Here is a 22151-nt window from a genome sequence, read left to right on the forward strand (position 1 = left end):
CTCAATAGCATTCAAGGGAAGTTTGTTTTGAGTCTGAATGATTGTGATGCGGTTCGAGAGATTTTTAAGGATTTTGACTTTTTAGAATTAGAGACCCTTTGGACCTCTGGTTTTGCTAAAAAACCACCCCGAAAAGAACTCTTGATTCGTAATAATTAGAAGTATATTGCAAAATTCTATTCCCGAACTTTATTATATCGTCCCTAACTTTACAAAAATATAAATCAAATCAATTATCTATATAGATAAAAAGGGGGCTTTTTATTATAAAGAAAAATATAGGATAAATGAGAGCAAATTAGGTAAAATTATTCTAGTGTGACAAGTATGTGGCAAGAGGTGAAATTAGGGGGATTATTTGTTAATTTTTTATTTTTATGCATAATTTTTACCATTAAATGCTCGTTTTTTCAAATTAGATTTTGTCATCTAAAATTGTAAAAATTACCGAAAATCAGAAAAAAGAGCGTTTCAATGGCAAAATAAGAGAAAGCTTTGAAAGGTTTTTAAAAATGCTTTGAAAGCCCAGAAAAATGTCTTTGAAGACCCTTTGAGAAAAATTAAACAAAAAGTGAATTTTGTATCAAAATAAACCCCAAATGATCCAAAAAGCAAAAAAGATTTTCATCTGTTGGTGATTATCTATTTTTTGATGAAATATATACTTATAAATCAAATGGTTGTATGATTTTCATGTAAAAAAACTTCCACTTTCATTTTGCATATTAGGGGAATTAAGCTGTGTTTTGTGTCGTTTTTAGATGTGCATTTTTAGTCTCTATTTAACGCTTTAAATGCAATTTTAGAAGAGGCAAAGTAAGCTTTACTTCTTCCATATCGTTGATGTTTTGAACACGCTCTTACAACTTTCTATAAAGCTCTGCCGCTTATTCTGCAAATGCAAGATGACGACAGGAGAGAGTAGCATTGTCCTGAAAGGGTTTATACCAATTTTTACAGGAAATGCTTTGGTACGAGCGGTTTGGGGGGAAATGAGACGCCGAGAAGACAAGATCATTTGCTTTGATATCGGCTTTAAAAGGCTATCAATTTAGCATAGGAGAATTTTACATAAAAATGCAATAAAATTAGTGGGTTGAATCAATTTATTTTTATATAAATTCCTTTAGAACTCACACTTTTATGCATGGTTCAATCGACCATTTTTTATAAAAAATTGCTGTGTATAGAACAGACTATAAAAGCAAATTATGATGCAAACATTCTAATGCATGTAAACGTTCAAATGGAATGAAAAGCAGCTATCATGTTAACAGTTCATGATACGTTTTTATCACAAAAACTCGATAGTTGCTGTGTCACTGTTCAGTATTGTATTATTTTGACAAATGCTTTTTTTTGATTGTATTAGAAAGTCTAAAGAGAGGCTATGTTAGGATATAAAATGTTTTGTTCAGTTTTTTTGAAAAATAGTGAAAAATATGGACCCCTTTGTGTTGGTTTTGATCCGAGTTATAAAGTTTTGCAATCATGGAATTTAAGCTGTGATTATAAAGGTCTAAAAGATTTTTGTAATATTCTCTTAACTGCCGTTGTGGGCAAAGTGGGGATAATAAAGCCGCAAGCCGCATTTTTTGAGTTATATGGGGCGGAAGGGCTTCAAGCTTTGAAAGAACTCATTGAAAATGCACACGAACAAGGTTTATTAGTTCTCGTTGATGCAAAAAGAGGGGACATTGGCTCTACCGCTGAAGCTTACGGTAAAGCTTGGCTTGGCCCCAATAGTCCATTCAAAGCGGATGCCATAACTGTCAATCCTTTTTTAGGGTTTGATGCTCTCATTCCCTTGATAAAGATTGCAGAAGAAACAAAAACAGCTGTTTTTATGGTTGTTCAGTCTTCTAATCCAGAGGGAAAGCAAATTCGAAATGCGCGTATTGGTGATCAAACTGTTTCGGTTCATTTGGCGCAGCGTATTTTTGAATATAATAACCAATCTTTAAGTCAATCTCATCAGGTTGGCCCTATCGGGGCAGTTATTGGAGCAACATTGGGTCATGAAGCAAAAGATACAATCAAACAGTTAGAAAATAGCTTGTTTCTCGTTCCTGGTATCGGTGCTCAAGGGGGAACAATAACACAATTAACTCAACAGTTTCCTCAAAGGTTATGGCAAAATATTATTCCTTCAATTTCAAGATCGATTACAGAAGCGGGACGAAATAGTGTTGATTTAAAAAATGTCATTCATAACTTTGCTGAGCAATCTAAAAATACACTTCTGTCTTAATTTTTTGCTAAGCCATCAAAGAGAGAAAACTCTTATTAAAGAAGGGGTGGCTTATCAAATTTTAAGGAAGACACTGTTTTCAAGAAGTGATTTTGCTTTATCTCAAAGTCAAGAGTTGCTTTTATCTTCTCAAAAAGAGGCACAATATATTTCTCATTTTCTGTTGGAGTTGGGGGATCAAATACCTAAGTCAAGTGTTTGGAGAAAATGCAGAAACTTTGGAAAATATATGAATAATTGTTTTAAGGAGACAAGATAGGCAAAAAAATACAAAAAGGACGCTAACAATGCTAAAGGATAAGGCTTAAGAGAATTTAGAGAGTGTTTTCGTTTTATGGCTCTGATTCCTTTAAAGAGAAACTCTTTTAGACTATTGCTTGATAAGGGTAGTGCTTTTGTAAAATAAAAACCTCTAACATGTTGTTAAAAGCTTCTAGGTTGATAAAGTCATTGCAGCGTTTGTTTCTATGAGATAATGGTTATCTGTGAACACATATCGTTGCTAGAGAATAACATGTCATTGAAAAAAGAAAAAACCAAAGCCCGTTTACCGCGTGGTTTTGTTGATCGCACAAGTGCACAATTGTATGCAACTGAAACCATGATTGCGCAAATTCGTGAAGTCTATGAACTTTACGGTTTTGAAGCGCTTGAAACACCAATTTTTGAATATACGGATGTGTTGGGGAAGTTTTTACCTGATTCAGATCGTCCCAATGCAGGGGTTTTTTCGCTACAAGATGATGATGAACAATGGATGTCTTTGCGCTATGATCTGACTGCTCCTCTTGCCCGTTATTTTGCTGAAAATTTTGAAACGTTACCAAAACCTTATCGCAGTTATCGGTTGGGGTTTGTTTTTCGCAATGAAAAGCCTGGACCGGGGCGGTTTCGGCAATTTATGCAATTTGATGCTGATATTGTTGGAACACCAACCGTTGCGGCAGATGCTGAGATTTGCATGATGGCAGCGGATAGTTTGGAAAAATTAGGAATTCAGCAACATGATTATGCCATTCGTTTGAATAACCGAAAAATTCTGGAAAGTGTTTTGCAGTTGATTGGTTTAGATGAAGGAGAGCAGATTGAAAAGCGCTTAACTGTCTTAAGAGCAATGGATAAGCTTGATAAATTTGGTCCTGAAGGCGTACGGTTGCTTTTAGGTAAGGGGCGTTTGGATGACAGTGGTGATTTTACAAAAGGGGCCGAGCTTAAGGATAAAGAGATTGAGTGTATTCTTTCCTTACTCACGGTAAATTCTAAAACAGCAGAAGAAACGCTTGATGCTCTCAGACAAGTTGTTGGTCAGAGTGCTCAAGGGCTAGAAGGGGTTCGCGAGCTTGAAGAAATGCAAGCAATCTTTGCCGCTAATGGTTATCATAATCGCATTAAAATTGACCCTTCGGTGGTCCGCGGATTGGAATATTATACGGGACCTGTTTTTGAGGCGGCATTGCTTTTTGATGTTTTCAATGATGATGGGCAAAAAGTTATTTTTGGCTCTGTTGGTGGGGGCGGGCGCTATGATGGGTTGGTTGCGCGTTTTCGTGGGGAAAATATTCCGGCAACAGGTTTTTCAATGGGGGTTTCACGTTTGATCGCTGCTTTGCAAAACCTTGGAAAATTGCCGGTAAAAAATACTCTTGGACCCGTTGTGGTGCTGATGATGGATAAAGAGCCAGAAGCTGTTGCGCGCTATCAAAAAATGGTGATGAAATTGCGAAATGCGGGAATTTGTGCTGAACTCTATTTGGGAGTATCGGGAATTAAAGCGCAGATGAAATATGCAGATCGTCGCCAAGCTCCTTGTGTGGTTATCCAAGGTTCACAAGAACGTGAGAGTGGAAAAATACAGATCAAAGATTTGATTGAAGGGGCGCGTTTGTCTCATGAAATTAAGGATAATCAAACATGGCGTGAAAGCCGCCCTGCGCAAGTGATGATTGATGAAGAGCAATTGGTTCAAACAGTACAAGATATTTTGGCAGCCCAAAAAGGGACATAGTAAAAGTTTTGTGAAAGCGATTGCGGGGAAAAGTTTGAAATTTTCTTCTTCAATTTTCAGAATTTGTTTTTTACTTGTTTAGATATATCTTTATCTTGATAATGGTCGTGTTCTTTTCATAACAGTTTATACAGCTTTGCGTGACTTTTTTGAAATCGTTGAAAGGTTTGGAGTACCTAGTGAAAACAAATGGTATTAAACGCATTAAAAAAGATAAAACATGGTACTTAATTAAAATCTTAGGAACAGGAAAAAATACACCAGACAATTAAAAAAACAGCTCTCCGCTCCCGATAGAGGTTTGTAATAGGAGCTACATTGGGTGATTCAATAAAAAATAAAAGCGAATGACAAAATTTAAATAGATGTAATTAAATATGAAAACTCACATTTTAGGACTTCTTTAGGTACCGAATGAATGAATGCGTCCCTTCTGGACTTGTGAATACTGAAAGTGTTGGAGGAACTCGCAGAGAATTAAAAAAATGACAAGCAGAAAAAAGAGAAATTTTCTGTTTGTCTGTACAATTTTAATGAATTAATACCTAATAAATCATTTCATTTTAACGCATATCTAGAAACTGAAAAGCAACAAATCGCGTTATTTTTTAAGTTCGTATGGCATAAAAAGAAAATTCTTTTAAAAGGTAAAAACATTTTGTATTCATTATAAAATGAATGTTTTTGAAGGCGATAAAATGCGTTTTTTTGAGGGCGTGATGGGAACATCTTCGTGAAGAAAAACACTGGAAAGTGAAGTGCTTGAGGACTTGCGCAACCATGTTTAGAAAAATTGATGACCAATAGGTTTATAAAAATCCATTAGTTTATAGAAATATTGATCATTCATATAGATTTAATTTTTGAATTCTCATTTGCTGGTATCATATTTTCTACTGTTTTATTGTCAACAGTCTGCAATCTCACATCCATGAGAGATGAAAGAGATCTCAAAAGTTTTATTTTAGAAGATTTTTTTAGTTTCAGAAACAACGAATAACTTAAATCAGACAATTTTTAAAGGGAAAATATGAGAGGCATTATAAGAAATTATAATGACAACCATTTGAAATTATTCATTTATTATAACAAATAAATTTTTTAGGGAGAAATGAAAATGGCCAAATATGATTTTACAGTGTTATATGAAAGAAATCCCTTTATTTTGAAAAAACCTGAAGAGATTGGAAAGTCATTTAAACTTCCTCCTTCAAATTTTGGATTTGAAGATTTTCCGCAAATCACTTTTTCAGGCGCCTCGTCGTGTCGACGTATGATTTTTGCACTATCATTTAGTGGTATGAAAGCTTTTTTTGTGATGTTGTGGCAAGTAGGGAAAATGTCAGATGAAGATGATGTGGATTTATGGTTTGATCAGATAACATTGGATCATGACATTCTTGAGGAATTTTTGACTTGCGATCTTTCGACTCAAGAACCAGAATATCTTAATTTTGAAAGTTTTAAAGAAGGTATCAAAGAATTAGAAAAGAATAAAATTGTAGCGAAGGGGACAAAAAGAGATTGTTATTTCATCAATCCAGATATTTTTGGTCTTCCTGAATGTGATGAAGATTTTGAGCTCGATGAAGAGGAAGAGATAGAAGAGGAAGAAATGAAAACACACTTTATGGTAGAATACCCAAATAAACGACTTCTTTAACTGTTTCTCTCTTAGAGAAAAATAAAAGCTTAGAATAAATTGCTATGAGAACAGCAATGAGTTTGTTTATGGTATGTGAATTGGAATGTTTACGGGATCTGTTTTGATTTAATTCTTTTCCTCAACGGTTATTTATCCAGAGCAGTTTTTATGTTATATTCAGTTATTTTATGAGACATAACTCAATTTCAAGTGTGTGCCTTTTTAAATAAATATTTGATCTGTATTTTTTCTTTTTATACTTTTGTGAACCTTGGATTATTAATGCCTTGGCATTTGGAAGCGCTTAGGAGAAGCGTTTTTAGTGCTTTAAGCGTCTTTACCTACACGCCACACCCGCTTATGACGTGCAAACAAGTAATCATAATTGATTCAATAGAGAAAAATTTGAAATAAAGGAATATTACGATATTCAAGGGGCTAATTCAAATTGAAAAACGCTAAATTATTATTGTAAATTAAAATGTCGAATAGATGTTTCAAGAGATACAAACAACACAAATTCCCTCTCTAAAAGGAATTTGTGTCGTAGAATTTAAATATACAATTTTTGATTGAAATTAGCTTTTCAAAGCTTTTAAAACATTTTGTGGTGAAGAAACTTCGTAAGGATCTGTTGTGCAATTGTCTGAAAAACCTGCTTCTTCGAACCATTGTTCAATCACACCATCGTTGATAACAGCAGCATAGCGCCATGATCGCATGCCGAAACCAACATTGTCTTTTGCAACCAGCATACCCATTTTGCGTGTGAACTCACCAGAGCCATCGGGAATTAATTTCACGTTTTTGATATTTTGTGCTTTTCCCCAAGCATTCATGACAAAAGCATCATTGACGGAAAGGCAATAAATTTCATCAATACCAGCTTGTTTAAATTCATCATAGAGTTTTTCAAAGTCAGGCAGCTGAAAGGTTGAGCAAGTAGGGGTAAAAGCTCCAGGAAGAGAAAAAAGAATAACACGCTTTCCTTTAAAATAAGCATCACTTTTAACTTCTTGCCACCGATAAGGATTATCTCCCCCCGTTGATTCATCGCGTACACGTGTATGAAATGTGACATTGGGAACTGTTTTTTTTATCATAAGGATGCTCCTGTATTTTTTTAACGAAAATCTTTTTTAAAACAACCTTTGTATTTAAAACATATGGGAAAGATCGTTTTAAATAAAAGGGCTTCTTAAAAAATTCTTACTTCTAGTAAGTGTGCAAATATTTCACACTTCCGTCAAGTAGAATTAATGGTCGACTTTGGATACTCTTCACCTTAAAATTATAGGAAAGAATATAAAGGTATGGATATGACCATAAAGACAGTTTTGACCACGGCTTTTGAGGGGCAAAAACCGGGAACATCTGGTTTGCGCAAAAAAGTGTCTGTTTTTCAACAACCCCATTATGTAGAAAACTTTATACAGTCTCTTTTTAATAACATTGGGCCTCTTGAAGGAAAAATGTTGATTCTTGGGGGGGATGGGCGCACTTTTAATCGTACTATCCTTCAGATTGTGTTGAAGATGGCAGCGGCGCATGGTATCTCTCTTATTAAAATGGGAAGGGGCGGTATTCTTTCTACACCTGCTGTTTCGCATCTTATTCGTAAAACTCATGCCCATGGTGGACTTATTCTTTCTGCAAGCCATAATCCTGGTGGTCCAGAAGGAGATTGTGGTATTAAATATAATATTTCTAATGGGGGACCCGCTCCTAATTCTTTATGTGATGCTATTTTTGCAACATCGCAACGTCTTTCTTTTTATAAAATTCTTGAAGCACCAGATGTTGATTTAGATAGGCAAGGTACGATCTTTATGGGAGCCATGCGGATTGATATTATTGATCCTGTCGCTGATTATGTTGCTTTGATGCAGGAGCTTTTTGATTTTGACTGTATTGCCAAGGCTGTTGCTCGAGGTCTTACTTTACGGTTTGATGCCATGCATGCGGTAACAGGGCCTTATGCTCATGAAATTTTTGAAAAATGCTTAGGATTTTCTGAAGGGACGGTGGTCAATGGTATTCCTTTGCCAGATTTTGGAGGTGGTCATCCAGATCCCAATTTAGTTTATGCTAAGGCTCTTTATGATTTATTGATGTCAGAGAAAGGACCAGATCTTGGTGCAGCATCTGATGGTGATGGAGATCGTAACCTCATTATTGGTCGTGGGCAATTTGTTTCGCCGTCAGATTCTCTGGCTATTATGGCTGAACATGCACACCTCATTAAAGGATATCGAAAAGGTGTTGTGGGGATAGCGCGTTCTATGCCGACGGGGCGTGCTGCTGATCTGGTTGCGGAAAAAAAAGGATTAAAATTTTTTGAAACACCAACGGGATGGAAGTTTTTTGGAACCCTTTTGGATGCGGGGAAAGTAACCTTTTGTGGGGAAGAAAGCTTTGGAACTGGATCTCATCATATCCGTGAAAAAGATGGTTTGTGGGCTGTCTTATTTTGGTTAAATCTTTTAGCGGTCACAGAAAAAACTGTCGCACAAATTGTTCAACAGCATTGGTACACCTATGGGCGTTTTTACACGTTACGGCATGATTATGAAGAAGTCGAAGCAGATAAAGCTTTGGAAATTATAGAACATTTGCGTGCACACTTACCACATTCAGGAACTGAAATTGCTGGATTTTTTGTCAAAAAAGCAGACGATTTTACATATCATGATCCTGTTGATCAGAGCGTTAGCACGCGGCAAGGCATACGTATTTTTTTCGAGAATGGAGCACGGTTGGTAGTCCGTTTGTCGGGAACAGGGACGCTAGGTGCTACTTTACGACTTTATTTTGAACAGTATGAAAGTGATCCACGCAAACACAATTTTAATCCGCAAGAAGTTCTCCAACCCTTGCAACAGGTGGCACTAAAACTGTTAAACATACAACAAGTATTGGGACGAGACCATCCTGATATTATCACCTAAGATCATTGGAATGTTTTTTTGTAAAGGTATAATGATTGATCACATGGGGTATGTTTTTAGGGGCATGATTTTATTTGCCATAAGGAAGAGCTTAACTCCATTTTCAAGCTCGCTTTGTTTTTTTCACCTTTACATATCGATCCGATTCCTAAAACTGCGGGTTTCTTAAAACCGAATTTTGTAGGCAATTATAATCCAGCATAATCGGAGCATTTATGCCCAATGGTTTCTGATGGTTTGATAGAAGTGTTTGTTTAATAGGATGATGTTTCTCATGCAAAACAGAATACTGTCGTTATTGCGCATTTCATATGCTTAATTTAAAAAGCCTCTCTCAATACACTTATGCCCTTCTTTATGGAATGCTATTCATGTAGGAGATAACGGTAAATCCTCGTGAAGAATATAATGGTCGATATATATATTAGATAATAAATTAATTTATAATAATAATTTAGTATTATTCAATTTGAATGAGAGCTCTCCAATATTGTAAGATTATCTCATCTCAAATCTATTCCATGTTGAATCAATTAAAACCATTCATTTGCACATAACAAGCGGGGAGAGCCGTGTGGATAAAAACTGTACAAAAAAGAACTAAAAACACCTCTTATGAATCAATCATCTTTTGTGCCAAGGGCAGTGACAACATTGAGCACCACCATTTTTATGAGAGAGTAAGCCCAGCTCCATCACACTTATTGACTAGTTCCCAATGTGCATCTTTCCACTTGTAATATGCAAGCGCAAGGCTTTGGTTGATTCAATAGAAGAGGATTTGAAATAAGAGAATCTTAAAATATTCGGGTGTCCTATTCAACATACAAAACCAGTGATGATGATTATAAATCAACATATTCTCTAATATTATAACCGTTATCTTTACTTAAAATAAAAGGTCAAGTTAGGGCATCACTTTCTTTTCTCGCAATATTCAATCGTGCTTCGCTCTTTGAGAGAATTTATTAAGAGATGTTCCTTTTTTCATTTTTTTATCCATTCGTTAATTTCATTTGTGACGGATAAGAAAATGATTTTGATTGATTTATAAGAGAGAATGAAGGGAGTAAATTTTATGATAGGTAGGGGCTTATTTAAGGTGTACAATGATAAATCATTCTTATAAATTAACGTTTTGTCTGTGGTGATCGCATTGACAAACATAGTTGGCAGATGGGGAATGAAACAAAGGGACGTATTTTTCTAAAATAATGGACAATAAGCATTTCTTGCTTTATGACCGTCATAATGAATGACTTTTCTAAAAAAGGGAAATTTATGACCCAATATCCCAAATGTCCTCGTTGTGATTGTCTTTATACTTATGAAGATGGTGAAAATTTTGTGTGTCCTGAATGCGCGCATGAATGGCCACAAAAAAATGATGATACGGTTCTTTCCGATAATGTTTATGATGCCAATGGTCAGATTTTAACAAACGGAGATACCGTTATGGTGATAAAAGATCTGAAAGTAAAAGGCGCTTCATCTGTTTTAAAAGGGGGGACGAAGGTAAAGAATATTCGCTTGGTGGATGGGGATCATAATATCGATTGCAAAATTCCTGGGATTGGGCAGATGAGTTTAAAGTCTGAGTTTGTTAAAAAAGTTTAGACGTTTATCCTATTGCAATTGTTTTTGTATTTCTTTGCTTTTCTATCTTTACATTCTTCTTTAATTGGGCATATTTTCCTCCAATGGGCTTCTTTTCTTGTTTCATAGATTACACCAATCAGATAGAAGCAATATATTTTCCTTTATTGCAAAGCCATGTATCGCAGAGAAATAGTGACTCTGTCTTTTCTTTTAATATGTGGTTATGGGGGAACTGGATGTTGACTCGCAAACAACAATAAAAGTATGCGCTTTATGAGAAGAACAACGCCGTAAAGTAGACAAACTTATTCCTGCTGAATTGAAAAAATATTCTCATTTTTTTATCAGATAATTTCTCAAACAACCATAATAGATCTGGCTTCGATGTATTTATTTTTTACAGGTAGTTACACCTTTTGTGTCATATTTATGGAAATGAGATTGAAAATGATAGAGGGGGAATTCTTGATTTTAAGAATGTAAAAAGGACGCTATGATCTTGATAAGGTCGTACTGTCATGTATTTTCCAGCTCTTAGTTCTGCAACAGTCTCTTATAAAAGTGCGCATAAGAGCTATTAAAAATAGTTTTTTTTATTATCTAGTTTGTGCTGTGTAAGCGGACGATTTTTATTGATGCAATAAAAACAAAATTGAAATAAGAAGAATGTCAGAATTCTCATTGCAAGTTTCAAAATGTGATCTTTGTCGAGTTGCTGAAACAACATATTGATTTGTAATAATAAATTAGCGTTATTCATATTGAATTAGAACCCCGAATAACGTGGGATTCTCTCATTTCAAATCTATTCCATGTTGAATCAATTAAAATCACTTGCTTGCACACCACAAGCGGGCTGGCGTGTGGGTAAAAATGAGGAAAGAAAGGATTAAAAATGGCTCTTATGAATCGTCTTAAGTGCCAAGGGCTGTTGCAGCATTGGGGGCTGGCAGATATAATGATGGTGCCGGCTTGCTACAAGAAGTATTTTGCGTGATTTTATCGTTGGGAGAGCTGAAAAAGATGAAGTAAATGGGCTTTCTATCTTACAATGTTTTTTTGGGGGGGCTTTTTTGTAACGGGGCGTGTTTTCTTGGTTAAAATTGCATGACAAGATTATGAAATAAAATAAATTTAAAATGCATATCCCTATGCGTTCTATTTCTGTCTATGCGATTGGTTTATTGAAACAACTTGTGCCTCTTAAAGGGGCAGAAAGCTTTTTAAGGCATATGTGGAGGTGAAAGGTGAGCGAAGGGATCATTTTGTTTAGATTTTTTTTTACAATACTCTATTTTTATGGCTGCATGGCTTACTTCTAAAATTTCAGGAATAAAATGACGTAAGACTTTTGCACTCCATGTTTGAGCGCTGTTGAAGAGGGACAATTAGTGTGACCGTTTTGTATATTGAGGTCAATATTTATTGTGGCATGGCTTCAACGCCTAAAACTTCAGGGATGAAATGGCGTAAAAGATTTTCAATACCATGTTTGAGTGTTGCTGTTGAAGAGGGACATCCAGCGCAGGCGCCCCGCATATTGAGGTAAACAATACCATTTTCAAACCCGCGAAAAGTAATGTCTCCACCGTCATTGGCAACAGCTGGGCGAATACGCGTTTCAAGGAGCTCTTTAATTGTTAAAACGATATCAGAGTCTTTCTCATCATAAAATTCTTCGTTAAGAGCGTTGGCTTGTGCTTGTGTTGTGGCGTTGGTGGTGATAACTGGCTCATTGGACAGAAAATGTTCCATAATTGTGCCTAAAATGATGGGCTTGAGATGTTGCCATTCCCCCTCTTTTTTGCTTACGGTGATAAAATCATAGCCTAAGAAGACACCATTGACATTTGGAATATTAAATAGTTTAGCCGCTAAAGGTGAGTTTTTCGCTGCTTTTTCATGGTCACGAAATTCTAATACGCCTTCGGAAAGAACCACACGCCCTGGTAGGAATTTAAGTGTTGCAGGGTTTGGGGTGGTTTCAGTTTGAATAAACATAGACTCTCCTTTTATAATGAAGGATTAGAAAGATCATTATATTTTAGAATATTATATTTTTTAGGCAATAGATTTAATATCTTCATCAGCGATATTACTGGGAATGACAATGACAGGAATTGAAAAAGCTGTTCCTCTATTTCCGATTAATTGGACAAGGGGGCCTGGTCCTTCTGTATGTCCACTTGCTGCTAAAACAATCAGTGCAATCTTTTTATCTGCATCGATAAGTTTGGAAATTTCATCAATTTTTTTTCCTTCACGCACGACTATTTCTGTTTCAAGAGCATGGGATGTGCGGACTTCACTGGCAATGTTTCCTAATATTTTATGAGCACTTTGCGTTGATTCTGTACGCATAAGGTTGTTTACACCCAGAAAATGTTGAAATTCTGCACTATCCACAACACAAAGCAGTACCAATGTTCTATTGGTATTTTGGGCATGCTGTGCGGCAAACGCAACGGCACGCCGACATTCTGGTGTTTCATCAATAATAACTAAGTTTTTTTTCTTGGGTTCTTTTTTTGGATTTTTGGGTTTAGAAATCATGCACTTTCTCTATTTTGTACAAACGATTTTTTTGCTCTCTACAGTTTTTAGTTTCATTGTTTTTATGTATCGTGCAAAAATCCAACAATTTCACGAATTTTTTTCATATTTTCTTCTGCAAGCATAGTAGCACGTTTAGCGCCATCATGCAAAACGGAGTCGATATAACCGCTTTCTTGATGAAGTCGACGTAATTCTTGTGTTATGGGGGCAAGCTTATGAACGGCAAGGTCGGCTAGGGTTGTTTTAAAATGCGAAAATTGTTGACCAGAAAATTCTAAAAGAATCTTTTCTTTGCTAACTTTGGCAAAGGCGGCATAAATACCAAGCAGGTTGTCAACTTCTGGTCGTTCTTTTAAAGCAGCGAGGGTATCGGGAAGAGGGGCAGAATCTGTTTTGGCTTTGCGTATTTTTTTTGCAATAAGATCAGCATCATCGGTCAAATTAATGCGTGAAAAATCTGAAGGATCTGATTTTGACATTTTTTTTGTTCCATCGCGCAAAGACATAACACGTGTGGCTGTTGTTCCAATAAGCGCTTCTGGGAGGGGAAAAAAGCCTTGTCTTTTTTCTTCATCTGTTTGCATAGAGATGCCAAAATTTAATTCGGCAATACGCTGTGCATAGTCGTTGTTAAATTTTTGTGCAATGTCGCGTGTGAGTTCAACATGCTGTTTTTGATCTTCGCCTACTGGGACATGTGTTGCACGATAGACTAAAATATCAGCAGCCATCAAAGTGGGATAGGCAAAAAGCCCAAGGGATGCTTTTTCACGATCTTTTCCTGCTTTATCTTTAAATTGTGTCATGCGTTGAAGCCAGCCGATGCGGGCAACACAATTAAAAATCCATGCGAGTTCAGCATGTTGAAAAACACGTGACTGGTTAAAAATAATGTGTTTTTGAGGATCAATGCCGGCGGCTAAAAAGGCTGCTGTCACTGTTCTAGTGGATTCGCGTAAAGTAAGAGGGTCTGGGTTGACTGTGAGCGCATGCATATCCACAACACAATAGAGGCAGTGATGAGAGTTTTGCAGTTCAACCCAATGCTGAATGGCTCCAAGATAATTGCCAAGATGTAAGTGACCACTCGGTTGTACGCCGGAGAAGACAAGTGGTGTGAAAGTATCCATAGGAGTATTCTTTCTTTAATTAAGGTTATTCGTTTTATTGTTTTTGACAAAGTATAGATATTATGAGCGTTTTTTCAAATTTTTAAGCGTGTGAAAAAAGGAACGGGTGTTGAATAAAAAATAGGCACTAAAATAGATCAAAAATATGCCAATCATGATTCCTGCTAAGGTGATCGCGCGCAAGAAAAAGGATGCTTGTGAGGATAAAGGAAAAGACAAAAAACCAAACACATTCAATCCGTAATAGAGGGTTAGTGCACTCAAAAGAGTTGCCATCATGAGACATAATATTCGCTTTATCAGTTGGAAGTCGTATTTCCAATAACCACGTTTGATAAGGACACTCCACAGCAACAGGGTGTTGGCCCATCCAGAGGTAATTTCAGCAATAACAATGCCTCGTGCAGATAGAATAGGAAATAATGTTAAGGCGAGACTGATATTGATGAAAACGCAAATACCTGTAAAAATCATCGGTGTTTTGGTATCTTCATGGGCAAAAAAATTAGGAATAAAGACCTTAATGAGAACAAAAGCTGGAAGTCCTAGTCCATAAAGCTCCAGTAATTGTGCAACATGGTGTGTTGATTGACTGGTAAATTGTCCTCGCTCAAAGAGCAAACTGACAATGGGAGTGGAGAGCAGCAAAAAAGCGATGGATGCTGGAAGTGTTAACAACAATGTTAATTCAATAGAGCGGTTTTGTAAATGGTGGGTTTCTTCATGCTTTTTGCTTCGCAAAGCGCGTGTTAATTCTGGTAAAAGAACGGTTGCAACGGCAATGGCGATTACGCCTAAAGGCAATTGATAAAGACGATCCGCATACATTAAAGAAGAGACAGCACCTGATTGACTAGAAGCAATGTTGGTATTAATGAGCAAATTAATTTGCGTAATGCCACCCGTGATGGCTGCTGGGAATGCTAAAGTTAACAGCTTGCGAACATTCGGACTTAAATGGGGTTGGCGGAAGGAAATTTTCATTCCACTTTGACGCAAAGCAAGGGCAATTAAGGTGAGTTGAATAAGCCCTGCTGCCAATACACCCCAAGAGAGATTTAAACCGATATGCCAAGCGTCAAGTTTATAGATCCAAGCATAGGCAAGCACACCAATCAGAATAATGTTTAAAAAGAGTGGGGCAATGGCGGCAATAAAATAGCGTCGCAGCGCATTAAGCATGCCCCCCATCATGGCAGCAAGCGACATGCAGGTTAAATAGGGAAACATGATTGCAGTAAAGTGAATGGTAGCGTTAAATTTTGTTACATCTTCTGTAAAACCTGGAGCAATAATGGTTCGTACCAAAAAAGGCATACTGAGTTCCATCGCAATCGTTAACAGTAAGAGCAGTGAAAAGAGAACGCCAAAGACTTCTTCTGCAAATTTGCATGCCGTTTCGTGACCTTCTTCAGTGATTTTTTTTGCAAAAAGAGGAATGAAAGCAGCGTTAAAGGCACCTTCAGCAAAAAAACGACGAAATGTGTTGGGAAAACGAAAAGCAGCGTTAAAGGCATCAGAAACAGGACCTGTCCCTAGGGCTGCTGCCATAAGCATTTCGCGTACGAAGCCAAAAATACGGCTCATGAGGGTTCCGGAAGCAACTGTTGCAATTTTTTTAATCAATGTCATAAAGATATATCAGCTTTGTTGTAAAAGAGAAGCGATGACAGGAGAAATAAACCGTTTTAAATCGTAAAAATCTGATCTCTATCCTAATCAAGGATACTTTTTGAAAGTGTTTTACGACGGTGTTTATCTTTCTGTCAACAATGGTGCTTGAAGACTTTTTTATGCTCCTTGTTTACTGTTGCATTAAAATTTTTATTGTTGCCATAAAATAATTAAGATTTCTTTTTCAAACTGAAATATGGGAGTGATATCATAACAGTTTTATGGGACATATAGGGATATATAATGATAATTTCTCTTTATGGTGTGATGTCGTGAATAGTGCAACCCAATACCGTTTTGTTTTACGTGAGGGGTGTGACCCTATTAAAAGAACGCAAATAAAATAAAAGCGTGGAGCAATGCGCAATTTCCATTATTTATTCATGATTTAAAAAACAGCGCTTTAGATGTTTTAAAAAGTCGTAAGGCTGAGCTAAAAGGTGATGGTAAAGCTGGTGATTGGTTTTTACTTTTACGACTTTATGTTCTCCCCAAATGTGGCAGCCTTCCCGTTTTAGAGATTACATAAAAAAGAGGATAGGAAGACATGATCTTTCAACAGCATTTTTCCTGTTCAGGTTTCTTTTCACAGTTGATGAGGATAAAATCTGAGGAAATAAGATAAATTTGCTCTCTCATGGTTTCCATTCTCGTTGAGGTGCGATTGATTTGCCGATGAAGGCAGGGGGGAAAGGCTATCATTTTTACCAGAGGGGGCGAAAAAGTTAAAGTTTATGAACCTTTTAGACATTCATTGCCATTGCTTTTGCGTGCTCCGTTTTGTGAGGTTGAATATTTTCTTGTCTTTTGGGACTCTGATTGACGTTTTCTGTCATTTTTTGCACTTTAATTGCTTCTTTACCAAGAGTATTGGAACATTTTTTTTCATTGTTTTTCTTTATAGATTGATACTGGTTTGGTGCGAAGCGCTCATCGAATTTATGGTTATAAAAATACATGGGTTGTATATGCGGTTCTATCTCTTTTATGTGTTTTACGCTTTCTATAATCTCTTTTGCTTTGATGGTTGATGTGCCAAGACTCTTCGCAAGTCTTTCAGGATTATTTTCTTTTATAGCTTCATGCTCGCTTGAGGATAAGCGCTCATTGATTTTTTTGATATAAGTCCTTATCTCCCCCCTTAATTCGGGAGAGTTTGATAACGTTTCTTGCTGTTGTGCTTTTGACACGGAAAAGAGATTTGTTATCCAAGCTTTAGGTATTTCTACCGACTGTTCACACCGCCTTTGTTTTACATGATGGGTATGGAGAATGTCTCTTTCTGTTTGTTTAGAAATATTGATATAATGATCAATGGCTCTACAGAGGGGCACAATATTTTCTTCAGCATTGGCGCGCGCGTTGTTTTTTATGCCAAATACATTGCTACCAGAAAGCTTCGAAATCGATTGGGGAGAGGTGGTAATTTGATAGGTGAGCTGTTCTCCCACAGTATGATTTTCATGGATCATCTCAATTCTTTCCCGCAAAATATGACGATTGCCATAAATGATTTGGCACAAAGTTTCTATTTCTTTTCTTCTTTCTTGAATGGATGCGTTGTTTTTTATCCTTGTGGCAATTTCATTGTTGGTAAGGGGGGCTATTGTTTGTGCGGGGATAAGCACTTCTTGCTGGTTTTGAATTTTTGGTGCTGTAAAGGAGAGGGCGTCACCGATTTTTAATGTCTGTATTTGCTCTGGGGTGAGATCTTTTTTATTTCCCAAGATGAAAATTCCGTTAGCATCAAGCATAAAGCCATTGGGTCCACTGCCTCTGTAAAAGCCTTTATAGGTATGACCTTCTTTTGCTGTTATAATAAGATGATGATGAATACTCTCAAGCCCGATATGTTTCATACTGTCCATGAATTCTTTTAAAATAAGTATTTTTTCTGGATTTGAGATATCTTCAAGCAGATGTTTCATTTCTTCTTTATCGTTATGTTTTAGCGATGCAATGCTGGCAAGATTCATACGTTTTTCTGTTACAAGAGAAAAGTCGAGTGTGTGGCCAGCAACTTGCCCAAGTTTTTCAAAAAACATTCGTTGCGTGCGTCCATTACCTTCTCTGAAAGGATGCGTATAGTTGAGCTGTATCAACATTTCAGTGACATATTCAACAAATGTTTCGCGGGTTAAGCCTTTTAAACTATTCGTTTCAGCAAGTATTTTATCTAAATTTTCTAGTCCCTCCTGTATCTGTTTTGCTGAGGCAAAAGAAATACCAGCTTTTTTCATCATTGGCATATAAGCAACGGTACCATCTTCAAATGTAAATGGTTTTTCGCGTGTTTGTCCGGCCCATTCAAAAGTATTTTTAAATAGGGTGTGATGAATATATTGGAGATATGTGGAGGTTAGTTTTTGTGGTGGCGCTTCTTGGCGCAGATGAATGATTGCTTTTGTTGTATCATGGGCACATTGCACTTTTAATTTTCCATAGTCTTTTATTCCATATTTATTCTTTAAGATGATACTATTGGGGTAAAAGAAATTACGGTGTATTGTCTTATTTTCTTCGGTTTCAGGCGGTGAGGATAATTTCTCCTGTAAGGTGAGAGGGACGGTGTCCGTTTTTCTTGTACCAGTATCCCAGTATGCCATTGCTTTTTTGGTAGGCTGTTTTTCTATTTCTGGATGATCCGAGCGTGTTTCCTTTGTCATTTTGACAGATATTGGATCATTTGTCGCTGTATTACTGCTCTGTAAAATGTTTTTTTGAAAATCTTTTTGCATTTGCCTCATAGCGGAAGCCGATTGAGCAATTGGTTGTGCCATTTGTTCTTTTTCTTGTTCTTGCAAACTTTTGGGCATAGCTTCAACGCTGTCATGTAAAACATGAGAGGCAATCCATGGTGAAAAATAGGATTTTCCCTTTTTCTTTGTTTGAATGGATGCGTTGTCTTTGCTCTTTTCAGTTATTTCATCGTTTTTAAGAGTGGCTCTTTTTTCTTCTTTTTCTTCTGGAAGCAATGTTTTTTTCTGGGTTTTTTCTGGGTTTTGAACTTTTGGCGCTGTAAAGGAGAGGGCGTCACCGATTTTTAATGTCTGTATTTGCTCTGGGGTAAGATCTTTTTTATTTCCCAAGGTGAAAATGCCGTTGGCATCAAGCATGAAGCCATTGGGTCCACTGCCTCTATAGGTACCATGATAGATTTCTCCTTCTTTTGCAACGACAGCGAAATGATAATTTTTTTCATCCAATCCAAGCTCTCTCATAGAGTTGGTGAATTCTCGTAAGAGGAGCAATTTTTCTGGATTTGAGATATCCTCAAGAAGATGCTTCATAGGCTCTGGGTCGCCATGTTCCATGGCAGCGGCGCGGACAAAGTCTTTACGTTTTTTGCTCACAAGAGAAAAGTCTAGCTCATGTCCTGCTGCTTGAGAGAGTTTTTCAACAAACAGTCTCTTTGTGCGCCTATTGCCCTCTCTGAAAGGATGCAAGTGGTGCAAATCTATCATTATACCAGCTGCTTGTTCAACGAATTCTTCGCGAGTTAAGTCTTGTAAATTATTCTTTTCAGCAAGCGTTTTATCTAACTTTTCTAGTCCCTCCTGTATTTTTCTGCCAATCGCAAAAGGTTTTGTAAATTCTTTTCTTTTCAAAATGGGCATAGAAGCAACAGTGCCATCTTCAAATGTAAAAAGCTCTTCGCGCGTTTGTCCGGCCCATTCAAATGTACGGGAAAAGAGGCGTTGATGAAGGTATTTTAGATAAGAGGCATTAAACTGCTCTGGTAGTGGCTCTTGGCGCAGTTTTATCATTTCTTTTTTTACATCATTAGAACAGCGTTCTTTTAATATTTCTTTATCTTTGATGCGGTATTTATTTTTAAGCACTTTGCTATTGGGGTAGAAAAAATTTTGCGCTTCTTCATTGATTTGCTTTGAAATGGCTGCATTAATTGCAGAGTGTTGTTCTTGCAATTCTTCTTGTGTAGAGGAGGCACAATGTTCTGTGTTTTCTTTCATGCATATTTCCTTTCAAATGGTAACATTATTTTTTGAAATCTTCTTTTTTACATTTTTTGCCTTTTATTATTTTCATAGCGTTTTCTTCAAAGAAGAATGCCTATTTGAATGATTGAAAAAATTGACCTTATTCGCATGGAACAAAGTTAAAGTTTGTAATTTTTATAAAGTATTATCGTGAAATTTTATCAATGAATTCTGTAAAATAATGGGGTGCCTTATTCAAAGTTTTCTGTATTTCACACACCGTCTTTGATGCAATCTTGGCAAGATAATTGCACCAAAGTTTTGTATGAAAAGTCAATGATGATTAGATTATCACGACAAAGCCATTGCTTTTGATGTTTCGGCTCTACGCGGTCGAATAGGCGGTTTCTCTTCTTGTCTAGATGTTTCTGTAAGCTCCTGATGTTGCTTTGCTGTTGAGCATTCAGGTAGCTTCGGGGACTGCGATAGGCTTTGCTGCTGTTGCAATTTTTTATCGGGATTGTGAAGCGGTTGATAACGTTTTTGTTGTTCTTCCTGATGGTTTTGCACAATGGTTTCTCTTAACTGTTTTACAGTTTCAGCATAATCTTTAATGGCGGTACAAAGAGTAGGAAGATTTTCTTCAGCAGCTTTGCGTGCTCCATTTTTTATGCCAAGGACTTGTTTACCAGCAAGCGGAGAAAAAGATGTAGAATCCTGTTCAATTTGAAATACGATTTCTTCTCCCATCTCTGGAATTTTGTGCATATCTTCCATTCTATATTGCAAAATAAATGGATCATTATAAACAACTTTGCACCAATATTGGATCTCTCTTTGACCATATTGAACCGATGGATCTTGTTGAACTCTGCGAGCAATTTCCTCATTTGAGAGTGGCTTTATTTTCTTTTCTGAATTGAGCGGATTTTGTAAATGTTGATTTGTTAGCTCTTCCTCCTGTGCTTGTCGCTGATGTTGTTGTTCCGTGTGAGGACCGTGGGAAATATTTTCACTTTTTGTATATTTTGAAGTATACACATAACCGTTAATAGCAGCACGTAGGGTAGGAAGAGTTTCTTCAGCTTGTTTGCGCGCATGATTTTTTATGCCAAGAACTTTTCTACCAGCAAGCTTAGAAATAGTCTGAGGCCGTTCTGTAACATCCCATAAGAGCTGTTCTCCCATATCGGGGTTTTCTTTGATTGCTTCTATTCTTTCACTTAAAATAAGCGGTTCGCCATAAACCTTTTCGCTCAAAAATCGTATTTCTTCTTGATATGCTACGAGCAATAGCTCTCTTTCCATTGTATTAATAGATGGTTTTTGTTCGTGAGACGGTTTTGGTTGTTCTCTTGCTATATGTGGAGAAGCAGGTTTTGGAATGACAGTATCGCTTTGTTTTCTGTTTTTTGTACGATGCGGTTTTCTTGAAGGAGGGACGGCATATGTTCCACTGTCTTGTGATGATGAACTGCTTTGCTGCCTGACTTTCATATGTGATGATGTTTTGGGCCTAACACTTGGGGCGAGGGTTTCAGGATTTTGAATTTTTGTGCCGTTTTGTGCTCTTTCTCTCATGCGTGGTGGAAGGGGCGGAGCCACTTTTGTCTGTAGAGAGGGGGATTCTTGAGCAGTTAGTTTGTTTTGTTCTCTATCTTTTGCACGCGGGGGTCTTTGTGGAGCTGTTTTTATGCGCGTGGAGGGGCTTTCTTGAGTTTCAGGCTTTTGGATTTTTGCATCAGTTGGCGTTTTGTTTCTCATACGTGGGCGGGGAGGCGGAGCCATTTCTGTCTGTAGGGAGGGGTTTTTTTGAGTTTCAGGCTTTTGAACTTTTGCATCGGCTAGCGTTTTGTCTCTCATACGTGGGGGTTTAGGCGGAGCCATTTCTGTCTGTAGGGAGGGGTTTTTTTGAGTTTCAGGCTTTTGGATTTTTGCATCAGTTGGCGTTTTGTTTCTCATACGTGGGGGGGGAGGCGGAGCCATTTCTGTCTGTAGGGAGGGATTTTTTTGAGTTTCAGGCTTTTGGACTTTTGCATCGGCTAGCGTTTTGTCTCTCATACGTGGGGGTTTAGGCGGAGCCATTTCTGTCTGTAGGGAGGGATTTTTTTGAGTTTCAGGCTTTTGGATTTTTGCATCAGTTGGCGTTTTGTTTCTCATACGTGGGGGGGGCGGTGGTGCAACCTTTGGGGAATGTGACAAATTCTCTGGGCGTTTTTGTACAGGTGGTTTTGGTACACTTTGAGAAACTTGGGGAGGGGGCGTTCTGGTGGGAAATTGTTCATCCTGCTGTTGAAATTTTTCCATCATTTCGGCGATAAAGGGGGAGGGATTTCTTTTTTTCATGCATTTTCCTTTCAAATTCTTCCAATATTGTTTTTAAATACTGTTTAAGAATACGC

At 37.1% G+C, this 22151-nt stretch carries 12 protein-coding genes and 2 pseudogenes; 6 read left to right on the forward strand and 8 right to left on the reverse strand.

Features of this window, described 5'->3' with window-relative positions; genetic code table 11:
• Positions 1 to 159: pseudogene (locus ACFINC_RS06685) on the forward strand (DNA adenine methylase); the annotation flags it as partial.
• Between the two features lie 623 nt (positions 160 to 782).
• On the opposite strand, the pseudogene ACFINC_RS06690 reads toward ACFINC_RS06685, so the two are convergent.
• A pseudogene (locus ACFINC_RS06690) lies at positions 783 to 887 on the reverse strand (transcriptional regulator); the annotation flags it as partial.
• A gap of 518 nt (positions 888 to 1405) precedes the next feature.
• Here ACFINC_RS06690 and pyrF point away from each other — a divergent pair.
• The 3 genes from pyrF to ACFINC_RS06705 all read left to right on the forward strand — a co-directional run bounded on the left by pyrF (position 1406) and on the right by ACFINC_RS06705 (position 5919).
• On the forward strand, positions 1406 to 2251 hold the full coding sequence (gene pyrF, locus ACFINC_RS06695) for an orotidine-5'-phosphate decarboxylase (RefSeq protein ID WP_375616656.1): 846 nt from the start codon (positions 1406 to 1408) through the stop codon (positions 2249 to 2251).
• Positions 2252 to 2765: 514 nt separating this feature from the next.
• The gene (gene hisS, locus ACFINC_RS06700) at positions 2766 to 4256 is read left to right on the forward strand and encodes a histidine--tRNA ligase (RefSeq protein ID WP_375616658.1); all 1491 of its coding nucleotides are present in this window, start codon (positions 2766 to 2768) and stop codon (positions 4254 to 4256) included.
• Between the two features lie 1117 nt (positions 4257 to 5373).
• Complete coding sequence (locus ACFINC_RS06705; RefSeq protein WP_375616659.1) at positions 5374 to 5919, forward strand: replication protein; 546 nt, start codon at positions 5374 to 5376, stop codon at positions 5917 to 5919.
• 560 nt (positions 5920 to 6479) lie between these two features.
• On the opposite strand, the gene ACFINC_RS06710 is transcribed toward ACFINC_RS06705, so the two are convergent.
• Positions 6480 to 7004 carry a peroxiredoxin gene (locus ACFINC_RS06710; RefSeq protein WP_375616661.1) on the reverse strand — a complete coding sequence of 175 codons (525 nt, stop codon included), beginning with the start codon at positions 7002 to 7004 and terminating at the stop codon, positions 6480 to 6482.
• A gap of 216 nt (positions 7005 to 7220) precedes the next feature.
• On the opposite strand from ACFINC_RS06710, the gene ACFINC_RS06715 reads away from it, so the two are divergent.
• Together ACFINC_RS06715 and ACFINC_RS06720 are read left to right on the forward strand one after the other, a co-directional pair.
• A complete protein-coding gene (locus ACFINC_RS06715) occupies positions 7221 to 8849 on the forward strand; it encodes an alpha-D-glucose phosphate-specific phosphoglucomutase (protein WP_375616662.1) in 1629 nt (542 codons plus the stop codon).
• A 1281-nt stretch (positions 8850 to 10130) separates the two neighbouring features.
• Complete coding sequence (locus ACFINC_RS06720) at positions 10131 to 10466, forward strand: zinc ribbon domain-containing protein YjdM (RefSeq protein WP_375616664.1); 336 nt, start codon at positions 10131 to 10133, stop codon at positions 10464 to 10466.
• 1404 nt (positions 10467 to 11870) lie between these two features.
• Here the strand turns inward: ACFINC_RS06720 and ACFINC_RS06725 are convergent.
• From ACFINC_RS06725 to ACFINC_RS06750, 6 genes are all read right to left on the reverse strand, one after another.
• Positions 11871 to 12449, reverse strand: coding sequence for a NifU family protein (locus ACFINC_RS06725; RefSeq protein ID WP_375616665.1), 579 nt, complete (start codon positions 12447 to 12449; stop codon positions 11871 to 11873).
• Between the two features lie 60 nt (positions 12450 to 12509).
• Complete coding sequence (locus tag ACFINC_RS06730; RefSeq protein ID WP_375616666.1) at positions 12510 to 13001, reverse strand: universal stress protein; 492 nt, start codon at positions 12999 to 13001, stop codon at positions 12510 to 12512.
• A gap of 62 nt (positions 13002 to 13063) precedes the next feature.
• A complete protein-coding gene (gene trpS / locus ACFINC_RS06735) occupies positions 13064 to 14134 on the reverse strand; it encodes a tryptophan--tRNA ligase (RefSeq protein WP_375616667.1) in 1071 nt (356 codons plus the stop codon).
• A 60-nt stretch (positions 14135 to 14194) separates the two neighbouring features.
• Entirely contained in the window at positions 14195 to 15766 is a 1572-nt protein-coding gene (gene murJ / locus ACFINC_RS06740) for a murein biosynthesis integral membrane protein MurJ (RefSeq protein WP_375616668.1), read from the reverse strand.
• 785 nt (positions 15767 to 16551) lie between these two features.
• The gene (locus tag ACFINC_RS06745) at positions 16552 to 19782 is read right to left on the reverse strand and encodes a BID domain-containing T4SS effector (RefSeq protein WP_375616669.1); all 3231 of its coding nucleotides are present in this window, start codon (positions 19780 to 19782) and stop codon (positions 16552 to 16554) included.
• Between the two features lie 318 nt (positions 19783 to 20100).
• Positions 20101 to 22095 carry a BID domain-containing T4SS effector gene (locus ACFINC_RS06750; RefSeq protein ID WP_375616670.1) on the reverse strand — a complete coding sequence of 665 codons (1995 nt, stop codon included), beginning with the start codon at positions 22093 to 22095 and terminating at the stop codon, positions 20101 to 20103.
• Positions 22096 to 22151 lie beyond the last annotated feature (56 nt).

The sequence above is a fragment of the Bartonella sp. AP58NXGY genome, assembly GCF_042195785.1.
In the GTDB taxonomy this organism is placed as follows: domain Bacteria; phylum Pseudomonadota; class Alphaproteobacteria; order Rhizobiales; family Rhizobiaceae; genus Bartonella.

Coding starts and splice junctions, on each gene's coding strand:
- ACFINC_RS06705 (WP_375616659.1), top strand. CDS start 5,374: ATGGCCAAATATGATTTTACAGTGTTATATGAAAGAAATCCCTTTATT.
- ACFINC_RS06725 (WP_375616665.1), bottom strand. CDS start 12,449: ATGTTTATTCAAACTGAAACCACCCCAAACCCTGCAACACTTAAATTC.
- hisS (WP_375616658.1), top strand. CDS start 2,766: ATGTCATTGAAAAAAGAAAAAACCAAAGCCCGTTTACCGCGTGGTTTT.
- ACFINC_RS06745 (WP_375616669.1), bottom strand. CDS start 19,782: ATGAAAGAAAACACAGAACATTGTGCCTCCTCTACACAAGAAGAATTG.
- ACFINC_RS06730 (WP_375616666.1), bottom strand. CDS start 13,001: ATGATTTCTAAACCCAAAAATCCAAAAAAAGAACCCAAGAAAAAAAAC.
- murJ (WP_375616668.1), bottom strand. CDS start 15,766: ATGACATTGATTAAAAAAATTGCAACAGTTGCTTCCGGAACCCTCATG.
- ACFINC_RS06710 (WP_375616661.1), bottom strand. CDS start 7,004: ATGATAAAAAAAACAGTTCCCAATGTCACATTTCATACACGTGTACGC.
- ACFINC_RS06720 (WP_375616664.1), top strand. CDS start 10,131: ATGACCCAATATCCCAAATGTCCTCGTTGTGATTGTCTTTATACTTAT.
- ACFINC_RS06715 (WP_375616662.1), top strand. CDS start 7,221: ATGACCATAAAGACAGTTTTGACCACGGCTTTTGAGGGGCAAAAACCG.
- pyrF (WP_375616656.1), top strand. CDS start 1,406: ATGTTTTGTTCAGTTTTTTTGAAAAATAGTGAAAAATATGGACCCCTT.
- trpS (WP_375616667.1), bottom strand. CDS start 14,134: ATGGATACTTTCACACCACTTGTCTTCTCCGGCGTACAACCGAGTGGT.
- ACFINC_RS06750 (WP_375616670.1), bottom strand. CDS start 22,095: ATGAAAAAAAGAAATCCCTCCCCCTTTATCGCCGAAATGATGGAAAAA.